The following is a 24,321-nucleotide window of genomic DNA, read 5'->3' as shown; positions in this document are numbered from 1 at the left end:
GGATGTCCCGGCCCACGCGACCGGTCGCCCTATGGTTTCTGCTGCAAGCTCGCGGCCTGGCTGCGGCCGACATAGACGTCGTCCACATAGACCTCGCCCAGCCCGCCGCCCTGGTCGGTGTAGCCGTCAATGTTGATCTTCAGGCAGCCACGCGCAGCCGTTAGCGGGGTCACGAACTTGCCGGTCACGCGCGTCCAGTCGGCGGTCGGAGTGACGGCTACCGGCTTGGCAGGCACGCTGACGCGACTCTCGCGGTCGCCCTTCTCATCCCAGGTCACGAAGCTGACGACGACCCGTGGCGCGGTGCCCTTCATCCAGAAGCTGTAGTAATAGCCGTGCAGCGGGAGCACCGGTGGGGTCTTCTCACCCACGAAGCCATTGCTGTCGCCGACCATCAGCGCGACGTTGATGGACTGGCGGCCATCGCCCCACTCATAGAGTTTGGTGGCCGTCAGCTTGCCGCACGAGCCGCCCTGGCGGCCCGGCGCCACGCCCAGCGTGCCGGAGCCTGCGCCCGTGTAGAGCCCCCACGACGCGGGTCGCCCGTCCGCGACTTGCTCGGCAGTGGCGTTGGGGGCGATGTTGGCGGCGTCGGCAGCGGTCAGCGGCGGCAGCTTGGCCAGCAGCGCGCACGCCTCGCGGTATGGATCGTGCAGTCTGCAGCGCTGCTGGATTTCCTCGGCGAGGGGCTTGTTGGGGCAGCCGGTGGCGATCTTGTCGGCGAGTGCCCTCTCCTGGTCCAGGGCCGCCGTCACCTCCGCCAGCCCGGCCTCGTCGAACGGCCGCGAGGTCATCTGCTTGACCCGGGCCAGGAAGGCCGTGCCCTTGCCGAACTGGGCGGCATAGCTGTCGTAGATGGTGTAGAAGGCATCGCGGAAGGCCAGAAGGTCGCCCACCTGGTCGGGGCCGGCCAGGGCGGCGATGGCGTTGCGGAGGGACTTCTCGGGGTCAAAGGCCTGCGGGTTCCACAGGTAGTCCGCCGCCGACAGCACCCCACACTTGTAGATGGGGCCGCCGCCAGTGTTCAGGTGCACCTCGCCGGTCGTCAGCTTCCAGAAGTCCTCGGCGTACTTGGTGTGGAACGTGTCGAGCAGATAGTGCGGCGGGTTGTGGTGCATGTAGATCGTGTTGTCCCACAGCATCACCTTGCGCCCGCCGAGCAGCCCCTGGTAGGTGTCAATCTGCGCCTTGCTGATGATCGCCGAGCGCACGCTCGGGCCGGTCCAGACGACCGTGACCGCCGGGTCGAGGCCCTGGCCCATCGCCTGCAGGTACTTCTCGCCCTCCTGGCGGTAGTAGCCGCCCGGGTTCCAGTAGTATGGGAGCACCACGTACAGCTTGCACTGCGGGTAGGCCTGCTTGAGGCGCCGGGCCAGGTCGTTGACCATGGCGAGGTTGACGGCGGCCAGATCGTCTCCCCAGCGCTCCTGGTCGCGCTTGCTGCGCACGTGGTAGAGCTTCGGCCCCTGCTTGTCCGGCTCGCTGGCGAAGTCATCCAGACAGAGCATCACCCGCGTGCCGCCGGCCTCCGGGCCGATCCGGCAGGCCTCGAAGAGCTTGGCGAGGTCGCCCTCGTCCGAGGTCTCGATGTGCTCCTTCCACAGGTAGTAGGGGTTCACGAAGGGCATGCAGTCCAGGCCACGCGCCTTCATGGCCCGCGTCGTGTCCGTCACGAACTGCCGGTACTCAGGGGAGGGGTTCACCCACTTGTCGGCCCCCAGGGCGGTATAGCAGGTGTTGTAGCAGTTGAACTTGGCGAAGGGCGCGAAGGCAGCCATGTCAGCGGCTTGCGACCCCGGATCGAAGGCCCCCCCCGTCTTGAACGAGCGCAGGGGGTAGACCGGCCAGTCGCGGATGGTCGCCGGGTGCAGCAGCAGCCGGTCGCCCTGGCGCTCGAAGAGCTGCACGAGGGTCTGGGCGGCGAAAGTGAGGCCGGCGGCGTCGCGGCCCAGGGCGACCAGGCCTCGCGCCCCGCCCTGCTCCCAGGGCCGGATGACATAGCCCTCGGGCCGCTCGGGCGGTGTGGCCGACCCGGGCAGGCCCAGGGCGATGAACGTGCCCCCGCCCCCGGTGGGCAGGCTACTCACGCGCCGCACCTGCGGCTCCGCCCCGCACAGGAAGCGCACGCGGGCGGCGATGTCCTCGGCCGCCAGCCGCTCCGCCTCCCCGGCCTCCCGAGGCAACAGCAAGGAGAGTTGAAGCGACTTGCCGGCGCCGATCTCCCAGGCCTGCGGGGCCATCGTCACATGCTGTGGCGTCGGGATGATCGCGCCGGTGTAGAAGCCGGCATAGGGGGCGGCGGCGCAGACCGCGCCGCACAGGAACAAGGCCGACAGCAGCAAGCAGTTGCGCACAGAGGGCACCTCGGGGGGACATTGGAGCGCGGCCGCGGGCTGGGAAGCCCGCGCTCCGACGGCTACGGCTGCGGGCTGGAAAGCCCGCGGTCCAGCGGCTCAGGCGAACAGGTCGGCCGGCCAGTGCTCCGCCCAGCAGGGGCCGGGGGCGTCGCCGCTCAGGATGGCGGCCAGGTCGAGCACGCAACGGCGGGCATCGCCCAGCGGATAGTACGAAGCGTGCCAGTCCTCGCTGCCCTCGCCGTCGTGGTTGGGCAGCACCCAGTCAAACAGGGGGGCGTACTGCAGCTCGGCGTAGGCCGCGCCACAGCGGGCCTCGATGTCGCGCAGGTCCGGCTCCCCCAGGAGGCCCTTCTGCATCTGGGTGCGGCGCAGCAGCTTCCGCCGCATCAGATCGCACACCAGCCGTTCGAGGCTCACATGGGGCTGGCCGCGCAGGAACTGCACCTCGTCGAGGGCCAGGGGGGACAGGAAGACAGATACCTTGGGCACGTCCGCCAGCTCCGGCGCCCGCAGAAGCGCCTCGGCGATGTAGACATTGCCCTCAAAGAACGGTTCGCGCCCGGCTTCGAGGATCGCCCGCACTTGCGCCATCTCCAGGGCCTGCAGGTCGTGCCGCACGGGCAGCACGACAAAGCCCGGCTGGCCCCGCAGGGCCTCAATGGCCTCACGCGGGCGGAAGTGATATGTGACACCGTCTTGCTCCCCCGGACGCGGCTCACGGTCGTTGTAGAGCACCAGCGGGTGCATCCGCTCGGCTAGCTCCGGGTAGAACTTCCGCAGCGCGGCCAGCAGCGGTGACTTCCCCACACACGACGGGCCCGTCAGGATCAGCAATCGTGACATGCCTACCCCCTCCCTCGATCACCAGTACAAGCTTGTCTGCGCCCACCTGAAGGTTCCGCGGACGGTCGGCAGCCTCCTGCCCGAGCTTGCCTTTTGGCGGCGTTTTGTGTACCTTACGGACATGGGGCGCGCCTGCCCGCCGGTGCTCCGGCGGGCGCATGTTATGGCGCGTGGGCGCGCTAGCGCCCACCCGTGGGTTCTCGTGGAGGTTCCCGTGAAGTACCGCCGCGTCGGACGCACCGACCTCGAGTTCTCCGTCATCTCCTTTGGCGGCATGCGCTACGGCCACGACGACCTCGAAGAAGAGGGTATCGCCATGGTCCACCGGGCGCTGGACCTGGGCGTCAACTTCTTCGAGACGGGGCCGCTGTACAAGAACAGCATGGCATGGTTGGGCAAAGCTTTCCGCGGGCGCCAGGAGGAGATCCACGTCTGCTCGAAGGCCATCTGCCGCCCGTCCGAGGAGTGGAAGCCGGGCTGGATGATGACGGCGGATGACGCTCGCCGCAACATTGACTGGTCGCTGGAGACCCTCGGCGTCGAGCGCCTCGACCTCTTCGGCGGCTGGTCGCTGTCCAACAACGAGATGTGGGAAGCCTTCTTCGCCAAGGGTGGCCCCCTGGAGGGCATCTACAAGGCCATTGACGAGCGGCTGGTCAGCTACGTCTACGCCACCTCGCACGATGTGCCCGAGAACGTAGTCCAGTGGCTCAAGACCGGCGAGTTCGCCGCGGTGACGATCCCCTACAATATCGCCAAGCGGCACTTCCGCGTCGTCATAGACTACTGTCAGGAGCACCAGATCGGCTGCTTCACCATGCAGCCGACGGCCGGAGGCCTCCTGGCCTCGACAAGCGGGCAGCTGGGGCAGCTGATTGCCGAGCACGTGGGCGAGCAGGACCCGGCCCAGGCCGCCCAGCGGTGGCTGCTGGCCCACGCGGGCATCACCTGCGTCCCGGTCGGCTTCACCTCGCTCGACCAGGTCAACTCCAGTTGTGAGATTGCCGACGAGGCCGACGCGCTCATGGCCCGCGGCGAAGACGCCGTGGACTACCTGGCCGACTACGCCGACCTGGCCAGCGGCCTGTGCACCCGCTGCGGCTACTGTGAGCCCTGCCCGCAGGGCCTCCCGCTGCGCAACGCGATCCAGCCCTTCCAGATGTGGAAGATCCTGGACGATGAGGAAGCCCTGAAGGCCTACCTGTCGCGGCTGAAGGTGGACCCGGCGGAATGCGTGGCGTGCGGCCAGTGCACGGAGAGATGCCCGCAGAGCCTGCCCATCGCCGACTTCATGGCCGAGATGGTCGAGCAGATGAAGCGGCTGGGGATCAGCGTGCCGGCGCAGTAGGCGGGAGACGGCGAGAGCCGTTGGAGGGGCCGGCTATTAGCCGGCCCGCCGTTCAGACCATCAGTCGTCAACTTGCGGTGCCGACGACGGGCCGGCTGATAGCCGGCCCCTCCGAGCGGCATCACCCCGAGACGGTGAACACACTTGTACCTCAAACGCCTCGAAATGCGAGGGTTCAAGACCTTCGCGGACAAATCGGAACTGGAATTCCATCCCGGCGTGAGCGCCATTGTCGGGCCGAACGGCGTCGGCAAGAGCAACGTCACCGACGCCATCCTGTGGGCGCTGGGCGAGCAGTCCGCCAAGACGCTGCGCACCGAGAACCTGCAGGACGTCATCTTCGTGGGCTCCGAGCGCCGGCGGCAGCTCAACATGGCCGAGGTGCACCTGACCCTCGACAACTCCGACCGCACGCTGCCCACCGAGTTCTCCGAGGTCGTCATCTCTCGCCGCATCTTCCGCGCTGGCGATAGCGAATACCTCATCAACAACACCGCCTGCCGCCTCAAAGACGTGCGGGAGCTGCTGCTGGACACCGGCGTGGGGCCCAAGGCGTACTCCGTGGTGGGCCAGGGCGAGATTGACGCCATCCTGTCCATCCGGGGCGAGGACCGGCGGGAACTGCTCGAAGAGGTCGCCGGGGTGCGCAAGTACCGCGTGCGGCGCACTGAAGCCGAGCGGAAGCTGGAAGCCACGGAGATCAACCTGACCCGCGTGGCGGATATCGTCCACGAGCTACGCAGCCAGCGCGAGCCGCTGGAGCAGCAGGCCGAGCGGGCCCGTGCCTACAAGACGCTGGATGAGAAGCTGCAGAGCCTGGAGCTGTACCTGCTGGGGGCCGACTACCGCCGTCATGCCGAGAAGCGCGGGCAACTGGCCAACGAGGTGGCTGTCGCCACCGCCGACCTGCAGATCACCCGCAACCTGATGAGCGAGCTGGACGCCGAGCACCAGAAGCTGCAGGCGCTTTCGCTCTCGCTGGAAAACGAGTTGGAGAAGCTGCGCCTGGAGGCCCTGCGCCTGCAGCGCGTGGCGACCGAAGCGCGCGAGCGCCGCGCCGTCAACCTGGAGCGCCAGCGCACACTGACGGCGCGCCAGGAAACGCTGGACGAAGCGCTGGCCGAGCACCGGCGGCGGCAGGAGAGCCTGTCGCAGCAAAATGACGCCCTGCAGGCCGAACGGCAGGCTCTGCAGGACCGCCTCGGGAGCGAGGACAAGGGCCTGCGCGAGCAGCAGTCCGAGTACGACCGACGCCGCAACGCCGCCCAGCAGCAGCAGCAGCGCGCCCAGCAAATGGAGGAGCAGCGCGTCAAGACCCTCCAGCAGATCGCTCGCCTGGAGAACGAGGCGGCGGCGCTGGCCAGCCTGCAGGCCGATCTGCAGGAGCGCATCGGGCGGCTGGAGAGCCAGCGCGAGCAGTTCGAGGAGCGGCGGGAGGCCGTCGAGGCGCAGGCCGGGGAGTACGAGGACGGCATGCAGGCGCTGCAGACGGCGCTGCAGGAGACCATCGCACGGCAGCAGGAGGCCGAGGCCGACGTCGCCTACGTGCAGGGCGTGGTGCGCGACCAGAACCAGAAGCGCAACATCCTGGCCGAAGCCGTCAGCGCCCTGGAGTCGCGGCGGCGCGTGCTGCAGGAGCTGCGTGACAGCTACGAGGGCTTCGAGGAGGGCGCGCGGCAGGTCATGCAGGCCGTCAGCGAGGGCAAGCTGAGCGGCGTGCGGGGCCTGCTGGCCGAGGCTCTCGACGTGCCCCAGAAGTTCGAAGTCGCCATCGAGGCGGCCCTGGGCGACAAGCTGCAGTGGGTGCTGTGCCACACGCAGGATGACGCCCTGCGCGGCATCGAGTATCTGCGCGCCAACACGCTCGGACGAGCCGCCTTCCTGCCGCTGACGCTGGGGGCGCGCCATGCGGCGGAGCCGATCAACACCAGCGGCCTGCGCAGCGGCTGCCTGGGCATCGCCGCCAAGCTCATCAAGGTGGACCGCCAGGTCGGCGCGCCGGTCGAAGCCATCCTGAGCCGCATCGTCATCTGCAGCGACCTCGAAGCCGCCGTGGACACCTTCCACCGCCTCAACGGCCGCTGCACCGTCGCGACACTGGCGGGGGAAGTGCTCGAGCCCGAGGGCGCCGTCTACGGCGGGGTCATGGAGGGCGGTGCTGGACAGGAGTTCGGCCGCCAGCGCGAGTTGGACACGCTGGACGAGCGGATCGAGGAGCTGAAGACCTGGCTGGGCCGCATGTACCGCGTGGACGAGCAGCTTGAGGCCGAGGTGAACCAGCGGCGGCAACTGGCCGCCGAGGCCGTCGAGCAGGTCAACCAGTTGCGGAGCGACCTGCGTCAGCAGGAGGGGGAAGTCAAGCACCAGCAGGACCAGATCCGCGCGGCCGTCGAGGCCGCCGGGGAGATGGCCCAGGAGATCAAGCGCCTCCAGCAGCGCCTGCAGGAGAGCGCCGAGCGGCAGCAGGACACGCTGCAGCAGGCCGAGACGGCGCGCGGACGCATTGCCGAGCTCCAGCAGGAGATCGAGCAGGCGCGGCAGCAGGCCGGAACTGCCGCCGAGCGCGAGACGCTGCGGCAGGCCCTGACCGAGCGGCAGGTGCTGGTCGCTGAGCTGCGCCAGCAGATCGCGGCCAACCAGGGCCTGTGCGAGCGCGCCGCGGCGGACCTACAGCAGGCGACGGCCGCCCGCCAGGCCGCCGAGAACGAGCTGACGCACATCGCCGCCGAGCTCAAACGGATCGAGGCCGAGCTGTCGCAGGGCAGCGACGAGGCCGCGAACCTGGAGCGCGCCGCGGCCCTGGAGACCGAGGCCGATGAGAAGGCTGAGCAGCTCGCCCACCTGCGTGACAAGGTCGCCGAGGCCGATGCCAAGCGGCGCGAGCTGAGCCAGGCCCAGGAGCAGCAGACCGAGCGCCTGCACGTCGCCGACCTGGCGCTGGCCCGGGCCGAGGCCAACCTGCAGGCCGTCACCGAGCGCCTCCAGGACATCTACCAGATGCCCATCGAGCAGGCGCTGGACGTGAAGCTGGAGGGCATGAGCGAGAGCCAGGCCCGGCGCGAAGCCGCGCAACTGCGCTCGGAGATGCGCAACCTGGGCTCGGTCAACCTCGGCTCCATCGAGGAGTGCGAGCGCCTGCGCGCGCGCGAGACGTTCCTGGAGAACCAGCAGAATGACCTGATCGCCGCGAAGACCGACCTGCTGCAGGTCATCGCCGAACTGGACGAGGCCGCCCAGGCCGCCTTCATGGAGACCTTCGAGCGCGTCGGCGTCGAGTTCGACGAGATCTTCAAGCGGCTCTTCGGCGGCGGCGACACGCAACTGGCCCTCTCCGCGCCGGAGGACCCGCTCAACTCCGGCGTGGATGTCATCGTCACCCCGCCGGGCAAGAAGCAGCAGAACCTGCTGCTGCTGTCGGGTGGCGAACGAGCGATGACGGCGCTGGCGCTGCTCTTCGCGCTGCTGCGGGTCAAGCCCAGCCCCTTCTGCGTCATGGACGAGATTGACGCCGCGCTGGACGCGGCCAACACGGACCGCTTCGCGGACATGCTGCGCGAGTTCGCCGAGCGCAGCCAGTTCATCGTGATCACGCACAACCCGCGGACGATGGAGAAGGCGGACGTGCTGCACGGGATCACGATGCAGGAGCCGGGGTGCTCCAAGCTGATCTCAGTGGAGCTGGAGCAAGCCCAGAAGGAAGCCGAGCAGCGCCAGGCGGCGGGGTAGGCATACGCGGCGAAAGGGACGTGTGCACGATGCTGCGGAGACTGGAGTTAGGCAACTTCAAGTCATGGGAGCGGCTTGAGATGGACCTCAAGCCGATCACACTGATCTTCGGGGCCAACAGCTCGGGGAAGACGGCGATCCTGGACTCGCTGCTGATGCTCAAGCAGACGGCCGAGAGCACGGATCGAGGAAGGTCAATTGCGTTCAGGGGTGCCTATCGCGACTATGGCTCCTTTGCGGACCTGATCCACCGGCATGATAGCAGCCGACCGCTCAGGGCACGGGTGGACTGGGTGCCGCGCCCGCATATGTCATTCACCGAGCCGGAGCGCGAGAACATAACCATGGGTGAAGTCAGATACGAGGCCGAGTGGCGTCTGGATGGCGACGTTGACATTCACCACTTGGCCTACGCACTGGCGGCACCTCGGTTCCGCTTTAGCCTGGACAGGCAGGACAGCAGCAGGTACGCGGGCACACTCACCAGCGAGGATGGTCCGGTCTTGCTGGACGTAGGCTTCCCGACCCCGGAGAGTTGCTACGCGTTACCCAGAGCAGTCTCCTCGATTCTGCCCGGTTACAGTCTGCTGGAACTCAACCGGCAGTTCGAGTTGGTCACGGGGCGCACCCGGTACCTGGGGCCGATCCGGGAACGCCCCCGGCGTGTATACCAGTGGTCCGGCGAGGTGCCAGGAAGCCTGCTTGAGGACGGTAGCAGCGCAGTGGATGCGCTCATAGCCAGTGTGCGCGAGGTTCTGACAGACTACGATGGCCAGCCCGGCCTGATCGATGAAGCAGCGAGATGGCTCAGGGAATCTGGCCTCGCGACCCGCCTCATGGTGACGCCGATTGGCGCAGATACTCGCTACCACGAGGTGAAGCTGGTCGTGCCCGGAGCCGACGACGTGGAGACGGTACTCCCGGACGTCGGCTTTGGGGTGTCGCAGTTGTTGCCGGTACTCGTCCAGATGCTCTTCGCCCCTCAGGGATCGATCCTGCTCTTCGAGCAACCCGAGATACACTTGCATCCTCGCGCAGCCGCAGAGCTAGCGGACCTCTTCATCGAGGTCGCCGGACAGCGTGACCTCCAACTCATCATCGAAACGCACAGTGAGTACCTCCTGTCCCGCCTACAGCGTCGGATAGCGGAGGCGCAGTCGGAACTCGCCAGCCCGGAGAACATCGCCATCTACTTCTGCGAACTGCGTGAGGGGGCGTCACATCTGGAGCCGATCCGCCTCAATGAGTACGGTCAGATCGAGAACTGGCCCAACGACTTCTTCGGCGACAGCATCGGCGACCTGGAGGCGATGACGAAGGCGATGCTTGCGCGGAGACGGCAGGGGGGGTAGCTGCATGGCCGTGGTCATTGACACCAACGTGTGGGCCGTCGCCGCCGAGATGGCCGAGCAGGCTGACGAGGACTGCGTGGAAGCCTGCGTAGATACCATCGCCGCGTTGCGGACCACACTGGTGCTCGCCGTGGATGACAGTGAGGAGATCATCCATGAGTACTTCCGCCGTCTGCCGGAGAACTCGGCGCAATGCAGGACGCTGGGGCAACTGATCCACAGGTCAGGTCGCATCGAGTACCGTCCGTGCCGCCCCGAGGCGTCCGGAGATTGGCGGCTACCCGATTGCCTGGACCCGCTGGACCGTAGCGACCGCAAGTTCGCCGCCGTGGCCCTGACGTATGATCCTCCCGCCCCGATCTACAACGCGGTAGACACCGACTGGCGCGAGTGTGCCGCCGGCCTCGCCGAGGCCGGCCTGGAGGTCACCGAGCTATGCCCGCAATGCCTAAGGTAGTGCTCGCCGCTCTCGTCCTGTCCTGCACCGTCACCTTAGCTGCTGAACTCAACCTCTCGGTGTCTACCACCGGCCCGATCAAGTCGCTCTCCCAGGCTCTGGATCAGGCGCGCGCTTCCCGCAAGCCTGGCGATACGGTGCGCATCCATGTCGGCCCGGGCACGTACGCGCTGAGTGAGACGATCACCCTTGGCCCCGCCGACTCCGGGCTCGTCATCGAGAGTGCGCCCGGCCAGGAGCCCGTCCTCTCCGGCGGGCGGCGCGTCACCGGGTGGAAGCCGTGGCGGGGCAAGATTCTGCAGGCCGACCTGTCCGGGCTGGACCTGCCGGACCTGAGCTTCCGCGAGCTGTACTACAACGTGAAGATGCAGCCGTGGGCGCGCGTGCCCAACTTCGACCCGCAGCACCCGCGCACCGGCGGCTTCCTGCAAAGCCAGGGCCTCGTCGAGACGAACACCAAGACGAAGTTCCGGTATGCCGAGGGGGCGTTACACCCGGAACGCTGGGCTCATCCCGAGCGGGCGTGGATGATGTTCCACGACAAGCTCAACTATGAGACCCAGTACTGCCCGGTCAAGAGCGTGGATGCCGCCGCGCGCGTGATCGAGGCCAGCAGGGGCGTCTATGTGCTCTCTCCCGGCAACCCGTTCTACCTGTGCGGGCTGCTGGAGGAACTCGACGCGCCGGGCGAGTGGTGCGTGGACCCTGACACCAAGACGCTGTACTTCTGGCCGCCGTCCGGCGACCCGAATGGCAAGGACCGGGTCATCGTCCCCGCGCTCACCTCGGCCTTTGTCTTCCAGGGCCAGCCGGCCGAGAAGCAGTTCGTGGAGAACGTGCGGATCAGCGGCGTGGATGTCCGCGACTGCCGCGGACGGGCCATCCAACTGACCGGCGCGCAGGGCTGCGCCATCACGCGCTGCGACCTGCGCAATGCCGAGGTCGGGGTCTACCTGGGCGACGACACCCATGCCTGCACCGTACGCGGCTGCGACATCACCGCCACCCAGGGCGACGGCGTAAGCCTCATCGGCACGAGCAAGGACCACGAGCGCGTGACCGACCATGTGATTGACAACAACTACATCTGGGACATCGGCTGGGGGCGCATTCACAACCGCTGCGGGGGCGTGTACGGCCACCGCATGATGCGCTGCAAGATCACGCGCAACCTGATCCACGACACCCCGCGATATGCCATCGGAATGGACGTGGGCGGTGGCTGTGAGATCGCCTACAACGTCGGCCACCACTCCAACCTCGTGACGCTCGACACCAGCATCATCGAGGCGGCGACGGCGCTGGACTGGGGCCTGCCGATGGATGAGCAGATGGACCGGAACCGCAGATACAACTGGGGCAACTCGATCCATCACAACCTGATCCACGACTCCGGCGGCTGGGGCGCCAACGCCGAGGGCAAGCTGCAGGCGCCGATGTTCTCGTGGGGCATCTACCTGGACACCCACTCCAGCGGCTGGCACGTCTACGACAACGTGTGCTACAACACGGTGCTTGGGGCGTACATGGTCAACGGCGGCATGGAGAACGTGTTCGAGAGCAACATCTGCGTGGACGGCCAGCAGCACCAGGCGTACCTGAGCACATGGCCCAAGTACGAGTGCCGCGGCAACCGCGTGACGCGCAACGTCCTCGTCTCGCCCGGCCAGAGCGCGACCGGCTATACGGCTCGCAGCGCCGACAAGGCGGTCTACACGTTCGATCACAATCTGCTGTGGGCGGGCGGCGACCCCATCCGCATCACTGCCCCGGGGCTGGTGAGGAAGGGCTCGTGGGAGGCGTGGCAGGCACTGGGGCAGGAGGAGGGGGCGCTGGTCGCCGACCCGCAGTTCGTGGACCCGGCGCACCGCAACTATGCCCTCAAGCCCACCTCGCCGGCGCTGAAGCTGGGCTTCAAGCCGATTGATCTGTCACGCACGGGCGTCTACCAGAGCCCTGAGCGGCGCACGTGGCCCCGGCCTGAGGTCAAGGTCGTGCGCGACGTGACCGACTACCGCCCGACAGCCCTCGTCAAGCCCGCCCAGGCCCCGCTGCGGACGTACGAGGACTACGCCGTCAACGAGATGGAGCGTAACGCGCACGTCGGGGAAGAGGGCGACCTGGCGACCGTGCGCGTGACCGAGGAGACGGCCGCCTCCGGCAAGCACAGCCTGCGCGTCGCCGAGAAGCCAGGCGTCAAGCTCAGCTTCGTGCCGTACATCACCTACCCGCTGGAGTTGGAGGACGGGGTGCTGCGGGCCGGCTTCGACCTGCGCTGGGAGCAGGGCGCGCTGTTCGTCTACGAATGGCGCGATGACCCCTACCACTACAGTCTCGGCCCGCACCTGGCGACCGACGCCGAAGGGCATCTGAAGGCCAGCGACCAGCCGATCATGGACCTGCAGCCCGGCCAGTGGGTACGGTGTGACATCACCTGCGGCCTCGGGAAGCAAAACACCGGCAAGTACGAACTAACCGTCAGACCCGCCGGCGGCGAGGCGAAGACGTTCACCCTTGCCCATGCCGAGAAGTTCGAGACACTCAACTGCGTGGTGGTGATGTCGGTCACGCAGGGCGAGTCGGTATTCTATCTGGATAACGTGGAGTTCCGGCCGGCGGCCCGCTGAGCTGGGAATGACGCGCCCATCGGAGGTGTCGTGATGCGCCGTGACTGGCTGCTCGCCGTCGTCGCGTTCGCACTGGGTATTGCTCTCACTGCCGGCGTGCAGGAACGCGCGGCGGCCCGGACGCTGTTCGTGTTCTACGAGCAGCGGGACAAGGCCGGCGGCGCCGACGCCAACGTGGATATCCATCTACAGCGTCTCACCGAGACCGGCCAGACCGGCTGGGCGGGGCACGCCGACCCGGCGCTGGTGGCGACCGCCAAGGACTTCGAGACGGCGCCGGCAGCGTGTGAAGACGGCGCCGGCGGCGCCATCGTGGCCTACGAGTACCGGTTCGCCTCGGGCCAGGATGCCGGCGACAAGGACATCGTGGCCCAGCGCGTGGATGCCAGCGGCAAGGCGCTGTGGAACAACGGCGACAGCCCGGTGCCGGTGGCCTCCTCCAAGGGCACCGAGCGCCATCCCGTCGTGGTCAGTGACGGCCGCGGCGGAGCCATTGTGGTGTATGAGTGGCTGGGCGAGAAGAAGGACGTTGACCTCATGGCCCAGCGCCTGGACGGGCAGGGCCGGCCGCTGTGGCGAGAGGGCAAGCAGTCCGTTGCCGTTGCGGCCTCGCCGGCGACCGAACGGCGGGCAGTGGCGGTGCCGGACGGCCAGGGCGGCGTGATTGTGGTGTTCGAGTGGGAAGGCGAGAACGGCGACATGGACGTCATGGCCCAGCACATCTCGGCCTCGGGCGAGGTCCTGTGGAACGAGGGCAAGCGAGCCACGGACATCGCCGCCACGGACAACCCCGAGCGCCGTCCCTGCGCCATCTCGGATGGCGCGGGCGGCGTGATCGTCGCTTTTGAGTTCGAGTACGCCGCGGGGGAACACAAGGGCGATGTGGACATCATGGCCCAGCGTCTCTCCGGCGACGGCAAGCTCCTGTGGAGCGGGGCCAAGGATGTGTGTACGGCCAAGGGTCTGGAGCGACGCCCTGTGGCCGTCAGCGACGGGATGGGTGGCGCCATCGTGGCCTGCGAGTATGAGCCGACGGAGGGCGAGAACGCCGGCGACATTGACGTCATGGCCCAGCGTCTGAACGCCCAGGGCGAGATGATGTGGAACCAGGGCGACCGCTCCGCGACGGTGAGTTCCGGCAAGTCCCAGGAGCGCGCCCCCCGCGCGCTGGCCACCTCGGACGGCGGCGCCATCTTCGTCTTCGAAGTCGAGGCCCGCACCGGCGAGGAGGCCGGCAACGTCAACGTGATGGCCCAGCGCCTGTCCGCAACGGGTGCGATGATGTGGAACCAGGGCGACCGCTCTGCGGCCGTGTGCACCTCCAAGTGGCAGGAGACGGGCCCGATCGTGCTGCCCGACGGGGCCGACGGCGCGATCGTCGTGCTCACCATGGTGGGGCCGAAGGGCGAGTTCGAGGGCGATGAGGACGTGGATGCCACGCGCCTGGCCGCCGACGGTACGCTGTCGTGGAATGAGGGCAAGAAGCCAGTGGACATCGCCGCCGGCGAGGCCCTCGAACGCAATCCGTGCGCCGTGATAGTCGCCAACTGACAACCGGCGCAGCTATAGCTGGGAAGGATGAAGTCCCTTGCGCAAGTTTCTCTCCCGCGTCAGCACCGTGCTGCGCGGGCGCAGTGTGATTGATGACGAACTGCTCGAAGAACTCGAGGAGGCCCTGATCCAGGCCGATGTCGCCGCCCCGCTGGCTGTGAAGCTGGTCGAGGAGCTGCGAGACAAGGCCGAACGGGAGCACATCACCGACCCCGCCGGTCTGGAAGGGCTGCTCAAGCAGCGCGTCAAGCGCATGTTGGCGCCCTGGGAAACCTCGCTCAACACCGGCGCGATCGCTCCAACGACGTTCCTGGTCCTGGGTGTCAATGGCACCGGCAAGACGACGACCATCGCCAAGATCGCCAACTGGTACCAGTCGCACGGCAACAAGGTGATGGTGGTAGCGGCGGACACGTTCCGCGCAGCGGCCATTGACCAGCTCCGCGTCTGGGCCGAGCGCATCGGCTGCGACATCGTGGCCCAGAAGCCGGACTCGGACCCCGGCGCCGTGGCCTATGACGCCCTGCAGGCGGCCAAGGCGCGCGGCACGCAACTGGCGATCATTGACACCGCCGGGCGGCTGCACACCAAGACGAACCTGATGGAGGAGCTGCGCAAGATCGGCCGCGTCGTCGAGCGCGAGCTGGGTCGCCCGGCCGATGAGCGCCTGCTCGTGATGGATGCCACCACCGGCCAGAACGGCCTGAACCAGGTCAAGCAGTTCCACGAGGCCATCGGTGTCACCGGCATCGTGCTGACGAAGATGGATAGCACCGCGAAGGGCGGCGTCGTGCTGACGATTGCCGACCAGCTCGGCATCCCGATCAAGCTCATCGGCGTCGGGGAGAAGGTCACGGACCTCAAGCTCTTCTCGGCGCAGGAGTTTGCCGAGGACTTGTTCTGACATTGGGCCGCGGGCTTCCCAGCCCGCGCCTCCCTCGCGGGCTGCAAAGCCCGCGGTCCACGGTGGTGACACATGGAAGACCTCACCCAACTGGCGCTCGAGGCCGCGCAGGACGCCGGCGCCTCGTATGCCGACGCGCGCTTCGTGAGGCAGCATGACGAGACGGTGCACGTCAAGAACGGTTCGGTCACGGGGCTGTCATCGCGGCGCGACCAGGGGATCGGCATCCGCGTCATCACCGAGGGTGCCTGGGGTTTCGCCAGCACCACCTCGCTCCAGCCTGACGCCATTCGCCAGGCCGCGAAGCTGGCGGTGCGCATCGCCCGGGCCAGCGCCACCGCCAAGCAGCGGGAGGTGGAGTTGTCCCCGGTCGAGCCGGCCCGCGCCCGCCTCAAGGCGGACGTGCGCAAGGACCCCTTCGAGGTCCCGCTGGAGGAGCGCATCGCCCTGCTGATGGACTGCGACCAGGCGATGCACGGGCCGAGCGAGATCAAGGTGCGTACCGGCTTCATCCGCGCACTGCGGGAGGAGAAGCACTTCGCCAGCACCGAGGGCGCCGACATCACCCAGGAGCGCATTGAGACCGGGGCAGGGATTGACGCCCGGGCGGTGGCGCCCGATGGCTCGGACACGCAGGTGCGGTCATACCCGTCCAGCCACGGCGGCAACATGGGCGCGCGGGGGTGGGAGATGGTCGAGGAGATGGACCTGCCCGAGCACGCCGAGCGCATCGCCGGGGAGGCCGTCGAGTTGCTGGAGGCGCCCCACTGCCCCGCCGGGGAGCGTGACATCATCCTCGAGGGCTCGCAACTGGCCCTGCAGGTCCACGAGTCCTGCGGCCACCCCATCGAGCTGGACCGCGTGCTGGGCATGGAAGCCTCCTTTGCGGGTACCAGCTTCTTGACCACCGACAAGCTGAACAACTTCCGCTACGGCTCCGACGCGGTCAACATCGTGGCCGATGCGACGGTGCCGGGGGGCCTGGGGTCGTTCGCCTATGACGATGAGGGCGTGCCGGGCCAGCGCACGGACATCGTGCGCGAGGGGCAGTTCGTGGGCTACCTGTCCTCGCGCGAGACGGCGCCGACGATCGGCCGGACGAGCAGCGGCACGATGCGCGCCGACGGCGCCAATCGCCTGCCGATCATCCGCATGACCAACATCAACCTCGAGCCGGGCGACTGGGGCCTGGACGAGATGATCGCGGACACGCAGGACGGCCTCTACCTGCTCACCAACACCTCCTGGAGCATTGACGACAAGCGTCTGAACTTCCAGTTCGGCACCCAGCAGGCCATCGAGATCAAGGACGGGAGCCTCGGGCGCGTCTACAAGAACGCGACCTACGCGGCGATCACCCCGGAGTTCTGGGGCAAGTGCGATGCGGTCGGCAAGCGCGAGGAGTGGGTCCTGTGGGGCGTGCCCAACTGCGGTAAGGGCGAGCCGATGCAGACTGCCCGCGTCGGCCACGGCACCAGCGCCGCCCGCTTCCGCAAGATCAGCGTCGGGGTGATGAAGGAGTAAGGCGGGAACGGGAACGTCCGGAACACGGGAACGTCGGGAATTCGGTCCTCTTGAGTGGGGGTAGTGCGGGCTTCCAGCCCGCTCCAGGTAGGGCCGTGTGGCTTTGGCGGGCTGGAAGCCCGCACTACGGTCGAGGTGAGCGCCGGAGGCGCGGCTCAGTGAGACCGGCGCAGGCGGTCTCCAGGCGGGGGCGGGAGCCCCCGTCACTCGCGGCCCTCCCCTTTCCTGATATCGCTACGGCGGTCGTCGTCCTTGTCTCTCTCGGCGCAAAGGATGGGCGCTCATGGACCAGCAGCAAGCTCTTGACCTGTGTGACCTCGTCTTGCAGGCCAGTCGCGCCGATCAGACGGAGGTCGTGCTGTCCACCGAGGCAGCGGCTCTCACGCGCTTCGCCAACAACGCCATCCACCAGAACGTGGCGGAAGAGGGCGTGAGCGCGACCGTGCGGGCAGTCGTCGGTCAGCGCGTCGGCGTGGCCAGCAGCACGGACGTGTCGCCCGAAGGCCTGCGCGAACTGGCCGACGCCGCGTACCGCCTGGCCCTGGTGTCGGCGGCCGACGAGGACTTTGTGTCCCTGCCCGGGCCGCTGCCGTACACGGGCGAGACGGACTTCGCCGATGCCGCCGCGGCTGCCTGTGACCCCGAGCAACGGGCCGCCACCGTGGCCGAGGCCATCGCCCTCGCCGCGGCCGAGGACTTCACTGCCTCGGGCGCCTGCAGCACGGGCCTCATCGAGATCGCCGTCGCCAACTCCCTGGGCGTGCGGGCCACGCAGCGGCGCAGCATGGCCGAGATGTCGCTGGTGGTCAGCGGCGCGGGCGGCTCGGGCTATGCCCGCACCTCCAGCCCCAGACTGGCGGACATCTCCGGCGGCAGCCTGGGCCGCGTCGCCACCGCGAAGTGCCGCGCCTCGCGCGACCCGCAGGCCCTGCCACCCGGCGAGTACACCGTCATCCTCGAAGCCGAGGCCGTCGCCGACATGGTCATGATGCTCTCGATGTACGGCCTGGGGGCGCTGGCGGTGCAGGAGGGACGCTCGTTTGTGAACGAGCGCCTCGGCGAGAAGATCTGCGGGGACAACATCACCATCTGGGACGACGGCCTCGACCCGCGCGGCCACCGCCTGGCGTACGACTTCGAGGGCGTGCCCAAGCAGCGGGTGCCCCTCATCACCGGCGGCGTGGCCGAGGGCGTCGTCTGGGACTCGTACACGGCGCACAAGGAGGGACGGCAGAGCACGGGCCACGGCCTGCCGGCGCCCAACTCCTGGGGGCCGGTGCCCATCAACCTCCTCGTCGCCGCGGGCGACAGCAGCGTCGCGGACATGATCGCCCAGACCCAGCGCGGGGTGCTCGTCACGCGCTTCCACTACACCAACATGATCCACCCGATCAAGACGGTGCTGACCGGCATGACGCGGGACGGCACGTTCCTGATCGAGGACGGGCAGATCGCCGGGGCCATCAAGAACCTGCGTTTCACCCAGAGCATCCTGGAGGCGCTCTCGTGCGTCTCGCTGATCTCGCGGGACGGCAAGCTGGCCGACTACGTCTGGGCCCCGGCGATGCGCATAGACCGCTTCACCTTCAGCAGCGCGACGGAGTTCTGACGTACCACCAACTGCTGCACTGCGAACAAGGGATTCCGTGCCATGCCCATGACGACCGCCCGCATCCCGTATGATCTGCCCGGCCTGCCGGACACCTTCCGCTGTCCGCCCCCGGTGCAGAACGTCAGGCCCCCCGCCGAGACGACCGTCGTGGTGCTGACCGGGGAGCTGACCGGCACCGGGCGCCAGAAGAGTTCCATTGACCTCACCACCGGTCTCGGCCTGCAGGGCTACCGGGCTGTCCTGCTGGCCCACCCGCACAAGCCTGTTCCCGCCGGTGTGCGGGAGCAGCTCGAGGGGGCGGGGGCCAGGCTACAGACCTTCCAGCCCGGCCGGACCGACTTCGGCCGCACGCCGCTGCGCCTGGGGGCGGCACTGCGCGCGTTGCGGCCGGACGTACTCATCGAGTACAGCGCCGATGCGCTGCCGTTCCTCAACTGGGGCCGCAAGTCCGTGGGGAACCCCCGGCTCATCTTCGCCAACCGCAACTTCTGTGTGCCCAGCGGGCCGCTGGGGCCGCTGGTCGCCCGCGCGCTGCAGCGCGTGGACGCCATCGCCTGTGTGTCGGCGGCGGTGGCCAGCTACTGGACGCTGGCGGCGCCCTACCTGGACCAGTCCCGCCTGTGGGTCACGTACAACGGTGTGCGGGTGCCCCCGGCGGAGGCCTACCCGACGCCGGCGGCGGCGCGGGCCGCACTGGGCCTCCCCGCACAGGCTCGCATCCTGGGTACGGTCGCGCGGATGGTGCGCGGGAAGGGGCAGGAGTTCCTGATCCGGGCGCTGCCGGACATCGTCGCCAGCGTCCCCGAGGCCCTCCTGGTCATGGCGGGGTCGGGTCCGTACGAGCCGGCCCTGAAGGAGCTAGCCGCCACGCTCGGGGTGGCCGACAAGACGCACTTCCTGGGCTGGCGGGATGACATCCCGCAGATACTGCCCGCGTTTGATGTCTTCGCGCACACACCGACGCTGGAGACCCACCGCCAGCCCCGGGGCCTGCACCTCCCGGACTGCCCGGCCCTGGGCGGCGAAGCCTGCGGGCGGACGCTGCCCGAGGCGATGGCGGCCTCGCTCCCGATCATCGCCACGGACTCGGGGGGCAATGCCGAGCTGGTCCTGGCCGGAGAGACCGGCTACCTGGCCGGCGCGGAGGATGTCGCGGCCATCGCGGAGGCGGCGGTGAAGCTGCTCAGCCGTCCGGACGAGGCCCGGCGCATGGGACTGGCCGGTCGGGAACGGGCGGTGGCGGAATTCTCGCTGGAGGCCCTCGGCCTCCGGTACCACTACCTCATCCAGACCCTCTTCGGGGCTCAACCCGCCCCGAGCACATAGGGCGGGCCCCGGTTCTCCCCCTCCGTCGGTAGTGCGGGCTTCCAGCCCGCGCCATGGAGCGCGGCTCTCCAGAGCCGCAGCCGTCTGCGCACACCTGCGCGCGTGGGGACACGCGCGCCCACGCGACCATCTCCCCATCCCGCCATCCCGCCACAAACCACTGTTCCCCCGGGCGATCTTGGTGTACGATACTGCTCCCCTCGAGTCAAACGAGCGATGGGCTGCACGGAGGGTCAGCCGAGCCGTGAGGGGCTTTGTAGTAAGGAGTTCCCCAATGGAGGAGAACACCGTGTCGCAGACCGATGGCAAAGGCACCTGGGTCACGTGGCGGCAAGAGATCAAGGTGCTGGACTGCAGTATCCGCGATGGGGGGTTGATGAACGACCACCAGTTCGAGGACAGCTTCGTGCGCGCCGTGTACGACACATGCGTCGCGGCAGGCGTGGACTACATGGAGCTGGGGTACAAGTCGTCCCGGCGCATCTATGCGCCGGGGGAGTTCGGCGCCTGGAAGTTCTGCAGCGAGGACGACCTGCGCCGCATCGTCGGTGACAACCCCACCGACTTGAAGCTCTCGGTGATGGCCGACGTGGGCCGCACCGACTACCACGAGGACATCCTGCCGGCCGACGACAGCGTCCTGGACATGATCCGGGTAGCCACCTACATCCACCAGATCCCCGGCGCCATCGAGATCATTCAGGACGCCCACCAGAAGGGCTACGAGACGACCGTGAACCTCATGGCCGTCTCGGCAGTGCACGAGAGCGATCTGGACGACGCGCTGGAAGCGGTGGCTCAGACCAACGTGGACGCCATCTACCTGGTGGACAGCTTCGGGGCCTTCTACTCCGAGGAGATCGAGGCACTGACCCGCAAGTACCTGGCCATCACCGACGCCACCGGCAAGCAACTGGGCATCCACACCCACAACAACCAGCAGCTGGCGTACGCCAACACGATCGAGGCCATCGTGCACGGCGCCAACTACCTGGACGCCACGATCGGCGGCCTCGGACGCGGCGCGGGGAACTGCCCGCTGGAGCTGCTGATCGCCTTCCTCAAGAATCCCGCCTACCACCTGCGCCCGATTCTGCAGTGCCTGGAGCAGCAGATCGCCCCCCTGCGCGAGAAGGTCCACTGGGGCTATGACCTGCCGTACCTCATCACCGGGATGCTCAACCAGCACCCGCGTGAGGCCATGCGGTTCATGGATGCCGCGCAGCGTGGCAGCATCGTGGAGTTCTACGATACGCTGACCGAGCAGGTGTAGCCCGGCCTCGTCCACTCACAGGCAGGCGAGGCCGCCGGCCCTATTGCGGGGCCCGGCCTCGCTCTGCCCGCCACTCCGCCACCACCCGCCGGATGTCGTCCCACATGTGGAAGTACAGCACGTTGCCGAACTCGTGGAAGCAGGTGCCGTCGAGGGTCGGGTTGCGCAGCATCTGCTGGAGACCCTGCACCCAGGCGGCGTGGCCGACCTCGTACTGCGGCGAGAACATCCCCGTGAAGGTCGTCAGCCGCACCCGGTTCTGGCCCAGCACCCGCCAGCGCGTCAGGTCGGCGTTAGCCCCCGACAGGAGGCACAGCTCGTCCACGATGCGCTCGCGGCACAGGTCGTCGGCCGGCACGTACATGCGCGCCGCCGTCGCCGGGTCCACTGCGTCCCACGAGGCGTTCATCGAGAGTAGCTTGCCCCGGGCCTGACAGCGCTTGTGGGCTTCGGTCAGGAACTGCTTGAGGAACTCGCCCTTGAGCTTGACGAAGCGCAGCTCTTCCAGGCTGCCCGGCTTGGCCTGGCGAGGATCGCTGCCGTAACGCCGCTGGTACTCGGCGATGACCGGCGCATTATAGCCGTACTCGCGGGCGCCGGAGCCGTCCTTGGGCCACGGCGAGTGGCTGCGCATGGACAGGTAGATGCCGTCCACGCCGTAGCCCAGGATCTCCTCGATCTCCTTGAGGCGCAGCTCCCGCACCTCCGGGTAGGCGTAGCACGGCACGCCGGGGATGTGCTTGGTCCCGTCGCGGCTGACCCACGTGTACTCCGGGTGATCATGGAAGAACTCCCCCTCGGGCGCGTAGTACAGGCTGTCATAGACGGTGATCCAGCCCCAGACCTTCAGCCCGTACTTGTGGCCCAGCTCCACGCAATCGCGCAGCGGGTCGGTCGCCTTCATCAGGTCCGCCATCCGCGGGATGTAGCATGGCGTGTTGGCCACGGGCGTGTCGAGCAAGTCCCGGTGGTAGCTGGCGAAGGCCTTGTCATCGGCCACGTACATGACCTTGGAGCGATAGCAGACGACCCCGCAGATGGACACGCGGAACAGGATGCGGTCCACCCCGGCATGGGCGGCCAGACGCATGATGCGGTCCATCTCGCCGCGATGGTCGGCCATGTCCCACGTGTCGGTGCTGATGGACACATCGAAGAAGTCCAGGTTGAGCGTGATCTCCTTGCCGTCAGAGAGGTCTGTCCCCGGAGCCACCGGCGCAGGGGGCTGACCCCGGTCTGGGGTGATGGGGTCAGCCCCCTTTGCGACCGCTGCGCGGTCGCTCGGGGACAGACCCCCCGCCGCCGGGGCAATGGTGACATCATCGAGCACGCCCCGCATCTGCGACCGGCCCTGCAGGCTCCCCAGCCACAGCCGGTCGGCCACGACCTGCGGGAACTGCGTCCCCGTAGCCGCCGCGACGCACCGGCCGTCCACATAGAGGGCGGCCTCGCCCCGCGCGCGGCTGGCGGTGACGCGCAGCTCGTGCCACGTGCCGGCGACCCACCGCAGTGGCGGGCTCTTCATCGCGAACCAGTTGCCCGCGAAGTCCGCGCCCTTGGCCGCGCCGGTGTCGTCGCTGAGCGAGAACAGCAGGTAGTCCGTCCCGGCGCGCTTGATGAGGCTGATCCGGTTCCGCCAGTTGGGCGTCTCGTGGTACAGGTAGACCAGCTCGTCATACTGGTAGTCGGTCAGGGCCTTCTCATGCCACACCCACAGGCGGATGTCGAAGCCATCCTTGAGGAAGGCCGGGGCCGGGATTGCGAGCTTGCTGTCGGGGCCGAGGCCCACCGCGTCCCCGCTGTGGCCGGGCGACTGGGTGAGGCCTTCGGCGACCAGCGGACGCACCGGCCCGGCTTGCCAGTCGCCCTCGAAGCCCAGGCGGACGTCATCGGCGCCGCAGACGACGCCGGGAAGAAGCAGCAGGCCGAGCAGCCACCGTCGTGCCGTCATCATGTCACTTCCCCTCCGCGAAGATGGCGAAGGCCCAGTCGTGGGCCCCGTAGTCATACTTGCTGCTCCAGGCCTGGCCACCGTCATAGCCGCCGCCCTTGGCCAGGCGCCACATGTAGCTGCTCGTGGCGCCGTGTGGGTCGGCGATATGGAGCCAGTACGCCGTCCCCGGCTGCAGCGCCAGCGGGTGATCCAGCCGGGCATAGGCCCAGCGGTAGCCCGGCTCGGCGGACAGGCCGTCGGCGGCGATCGTGGCCGTGGCGAGGGCCTCGCCCGCCGGCTTGCCCGCGGCATCGGCGCGGATCGTGACCGACAGCGGCGCCAGCGAGAAGGCGTCCGGACCGCGCAGGGCCAGCAGTAGACCCACGGCCGCGATCTGGGTCGTCTCCGCTACCCGGAAGCCCTGTGCCACCCCGTGCACCGTCGCCTGATCTTCCTTGCCCTTGGCCTCACAGCCCGCTACCTGCCTGAGCTGCCCTGACTGGATGGCCTGCTCCAGCGCCGCCTGCGTCTCCCGCTGGGCCCGGACGGCAGCCTCGACCTCGCGGACGAGGCGGACGATGTTCTCGGGCGTCCCGGCTGTCTGCACGACGATCCCATCCAGGGCTGTCGCGCGGAACGCCGCCACCAGCACGGGCCGCAACGCCTGCGGGGTCGGCGCCGCACACCACGCCCACGCCGGCAGCGGCGCGTCCGTCTGCAGCTTCAGGCCCATCAGGTCCGGCGTCGCCGCACCGCTCACCATCGCCTCATCCAGCAGCCCCTGCCCCACGTACCCGGGCACATCCAGCGCGGCGCCGGTGGCAGTGTAGGGCACGAGGTCGCTGCGCGTGCAGGCCAGCGCCAGCTTCAGGCGGGGGCACTGCTTGCGGATCGCGCTCAGCAGCTCCCCGATGGCCTCCGCCTGCAGACCGGCGAACAGGGCGCGGTCTACGGAGGTCTCCCCAGCCGCGAGAGGATCGCGGCCGTAGCGCGCCTTGAACAGGGAGACCACCTCGGGGTTGAGGCCGAAGCCACGGACGATGTTGGTCTTCGCGGGCCAGTCGGCGCGGGGGAGGGCGCTCAGGCATACCCCCGCCGCCCCGGCCTTCGCCAGCGCCCCGATCTGCGCCGCGCGCGCCTGCCGCACCGGCGCCAGCCCATAGCACGGCGTGGCCTCCAGGCGCGTCTTGCCGTCCGCGCCCAGGGCCAGCCAGTCGGGGTGCGCGGCCAGCAGGTCCTTGCCTTGCGCGTCAGGCAGCGGGCCGAACAGCTCCACCAGCGGCCACGTCTCCGGCGCGGATGACTTGCCGCCGAACTGGCACACGAGGACCCGCTGCAGCCCCGGCGTCGCCGCCACCGTTGGCCCCTCGGCCACGATGGCGAGGGGCACGTCGGCACAGGCACAGGCCGCCACAAGCAGTAGCACCGGCAGTGCACGGCAGAGGAGCTTCATCCGCTTGTGCCTCCATCGGGACGGGCGCGATGAAT

15 protein-coding genes are annotated in these 24,321 nt (G+C 68.5%); 11 read left to right on the top strand and 4 right to left on the bottom strand.

What is annotated here, in order from left to right; genetic code table 11:
- Positions 1 to 29 precede the first annotated feature (29 nt).
- The gene (locus LLH23_06060; GenBank protein ID MCE5238039.1) at positions 30 to 2,354 is read right to left on the bottom strand and encodes a beta-N-acetylglucosaminidase domain-containing protein; all 2,325 of its coding nucleotides are present in this window, start codon (positions 2,352 to 2,354) and stop codon (positions 30 to 32) included.
- A 99-nt stretch (positions 2,355 to 2,453) separates the two neighbouring features.
- Positions 2,454 to 3,200, bottom strand: coding sequence for a hypothetical protein (locus LLH23_06055; protein MCE5238038.1), 747 nt, complete (start codon positions 3,198 to 3,200; stop codon positions 2,454 to 2,456).
- Between the two features lie 214 nt (positions 3,201 to 3,414).
- Here LLH23_06055 and LLH23_06050 point away from each other — a divergent pair, with 214 nt between their 5' ends.
- The 11 genes from LLH23_06050 to LLH23_06000 all read left to right on the top strand — a co-directional run bounded on the left by LLH23_06050 (position 3,415) and on the right by LLH23_06000 (position 20,900).
- Positions 3,415 to 4,548, top strand: coding sequence for an aldo/keto reductase (locus tag LLH23_06050; protein MCE5238037.1), 1,134 nt, complete (start codon positions 3,415 to 3,417; stop codon positions 4,546 to 4,548).
- A 144-nt stretch (positions 4,549 to 4,692) separates the two neighbouring features.
- Positions 4,693 to 8,274, top strand: a complete 3,582-nt coding sequence (gene smc, locus LLH23_06045) for a chromosome segregation protein SMC (GenBank protein MCE5238036.1) — start codon at positions 4,693 to 4,695, stop codon at positions 8,272 to 8,274.
- Between the two features lie 29 nt (positions 8,275 to 8,303).
- Positions 8,304 to 9,626 (top strand): DUF3696 domain-containing protein, encoded by a 1,323-nt coding sequence (locus LLH23_06040; protein MCE5238035.1) that lies wholly within the window; start codon positions 8,304 to 8,306, stop codon positions 9,624 to 9,626.
- A gap of 4 nt (positions 9,627 to 9,630) precedes the next feature.
- On the top strand, positions 9,631 to 10,083 hold the full coding sequence (locus tag LLH23_06035; protein ID MCE5238034.1) for a hypothetical protein: 453 nt from the start codon (positions 9,631 to 9,633) through the stop codon (positions 10,081 to 10,083).
- On the top strand, positions 10,071 to 12,710 hold the full coding sequence (locus LLH23_06030; GenBank protein MCE5238033.1) for a right-handed parallel beta-helix repeat-containing protein: 2,640 nt from the start codon (positions 10,071 to 10,073) through the stop codon (positions 12,708 to 12,710). The genes LLH23_06035 and LLH23_06030 overlap by 13 nt, the downstream gene beginning before the upstream one ends.
- Positions 12,711 to 12,743: 33 nt before the next feature.
- On the top strand, positions 12,744 to 14,261 hold the full coding sequence (locus LLH23_06025; protein ID MCE5238032.1) for a hypothetical protein: 1,518 nt from the start codon (positions 12,744 to 12,746) through the stop codon (positions 14,259 to 14,261).
- A gap of 37 nt (positions 14,262 to 14,298) precedes the next feature.
- On the top strand, positions 14,299 to 15,165 hold the full coding sequence (gene ftsY / locus LLH23_06020; GenBank protein ID MCE5238031.1) for a signal recognition particle-docking protein FtsY: 867 nt from the start codon (positions 14,299 to 14,301) through the stop codon (positions 15,163 to 15,165).
- A 72-nt stretch (positions 15,166 to 15,237) separates the two neighbouring features.
- Positions 15,238 to 16,689: a TldD/PmbA family protein gene (locus tag LLH23_06015; protein MCE5238030.1), complete on the top strand. Its 1,452-nt coding sequence runs from the start codon at positions 15,238 to 15,240 to the stop codon at positions 16,687 to 16,689.
- 283 nt (positions 16,690 to 16,972) lie between these two features.
- Complete coding sequence (locus LLH23_06010; protein MCE5238029.1) at positions 16,973 to 18,298, top strand: TldD/PmbA family protein; 1,326 nt, start codon at positions 16,973 to 16,975, stop codon at positions 18,296 to 18,298.
- A 42-nt stretch (positions 18,299 to 18,340) separates the two neighbouring features.
- Positions 18,341 to 19,627 carry a glycosyltransferase family 4 protein gene (locus LLH23_06005; protein ID MCE5238028.1) on the top strand — a complete coding sequence of 429 codons (1,287 nt, stop codon included), beginning with the start codon at positions 18,341 to 18,343 and terminating at the stop codon, positions 19,625 to 19,627.
- Between the two features lie 274 nt (positions 19,628 to 19,901).
- On the top strand, positions 19,902 to 20,900 hold the full coding sequence (locus LLH23_06000) for an aldolase catalytic domain-containing protein (protein MCE5238027.1): 999 nt from the start codon (positions 19,902 to 19,904) through the stop codon (positions 20,898 to 20,900).
- A gap of 40 nt (positions 20,901 to 20,940) precedes the next feature.
- Here the strand turns inward: LLH23_06000 and LLH23_05995 are convergent, their stop codons facing one another.
- The gene (locus LLH23_05995) at positions 20,941 to 22,854 is read right to left on the bottom strand and encodes a hypothetical protein (GenBank protein ID MCE5238026.1); all 1,914 of its coding nucleotides are present in this window, start codon (positions 22,852 to 22,854) and stop codon (positions 20,941 to 20,943) included.
- Between the two features lies 1 nt (position 22,855).
- On the bottom strand, positions 22,856 to 24,286 hold the full coding sequence (locus tag LLH23_05990; GenBank protein ID MCE5238025.1) for a hypothetical protein: 1,431 nt from the start codon (positions 24,284 to 24,286) through the stop codon (positions 22,856 to 22,858).
- Positions 24,287 to 24,321 lie beyond the last annotated feature (35 nt).

The organism is bacterium (assembly GCA_021372615.1).
In the GTDB taxonomy this organism is placed as follows: domain Bacteria; phylum Armatimonadota; class Zipacnadia; order Zipacnadales; family UBA11051; genus JAJFUB01.
This window is presented reverse-complemented; position numbering and strand designations above follow the sequence as displayed.

Excerpts from the sequence above, each read along its gene's own strand:
- LLH23_06000 (MCE5238027.1), top strand. The coding sequence starts at position 19,902 with ATGGAGGAGAACACCGTGTCGCAGACCGATGGCAAAGGCACCTGGGTC.
- LLH23_05990 (MCE5238025.1), bottom strand. The coding sequence starts at position 24,286 with ATGAAGCTCCTCTGCCGTGCACTGCCGGTGCTACTGCTTGTGGCGGCC.
- LLH23_06025 (MCE5238032.1), top strand. The coding sequence starts at position 12,744 with ATGCGCCGTGACTGGCTGCTCGCCGTCGTCGCGTTCGCACTGGGTATT.
- LLH23_06040 (MCE5238035.1), top strand. The coding sequence starts at position 8,304 with ATGCTGCGGAGACTGGAGTTAGGCAACTTCAAGTCATGGGAGCGGCTT.
- LLH23_06015 (MCE5238030.1), top strand. The coding sequence starts at position 15,238 with ATGGAAGACCTCACCCAACTGGCGCTCGAGGCCGCGCAGGACGCCGGC.
- LLH23_06055 (MCE5238038.1), bottom strand. The coding sequence starts at position 3,200 with ATGTCACGATTGCTGATCCTGACGGGCCCGTCGTGTGTGGGGAAGTCA.
- LLH23_06035 (MCE5238034.1), top strand. The coding sequence starts at position 9,631 with ATGGCCGTGGTCATTGACACCAACGTGTGGGCCGTCGCCGCCGAGATG.
- LLH23_06005 (MCE5238028.1), top strand. The coding sequence starts at position 18,341 with ATGCCCATGACGACCGCCCGCATCCCGTATGATCTGCCCGGCCTGCCG.
- LLH23_06010 (MCE5238029.1), top strand. The coding sequence starts at position 16,973 with ATGGACCAGCAGCAAGCTCTTGACCTGTGTGACCTCGTCTTGCAGGCC.
- LLH23_06030 (MCE5238033.1), top strand. The coding sequence starts at position 10,071 with ATGCCTAAGGTAGTGCTCGCCGCTCTCGTCCTGTCCTGCACCGTCACC.
- LLH23_05995 (MCE5238026.1), bottom strand. The coding sequence starts at position 22,854 with ATGATGACGGCACGACGGTGGCTGCTCGGCCTGCTGCTTCTTCCCGGC.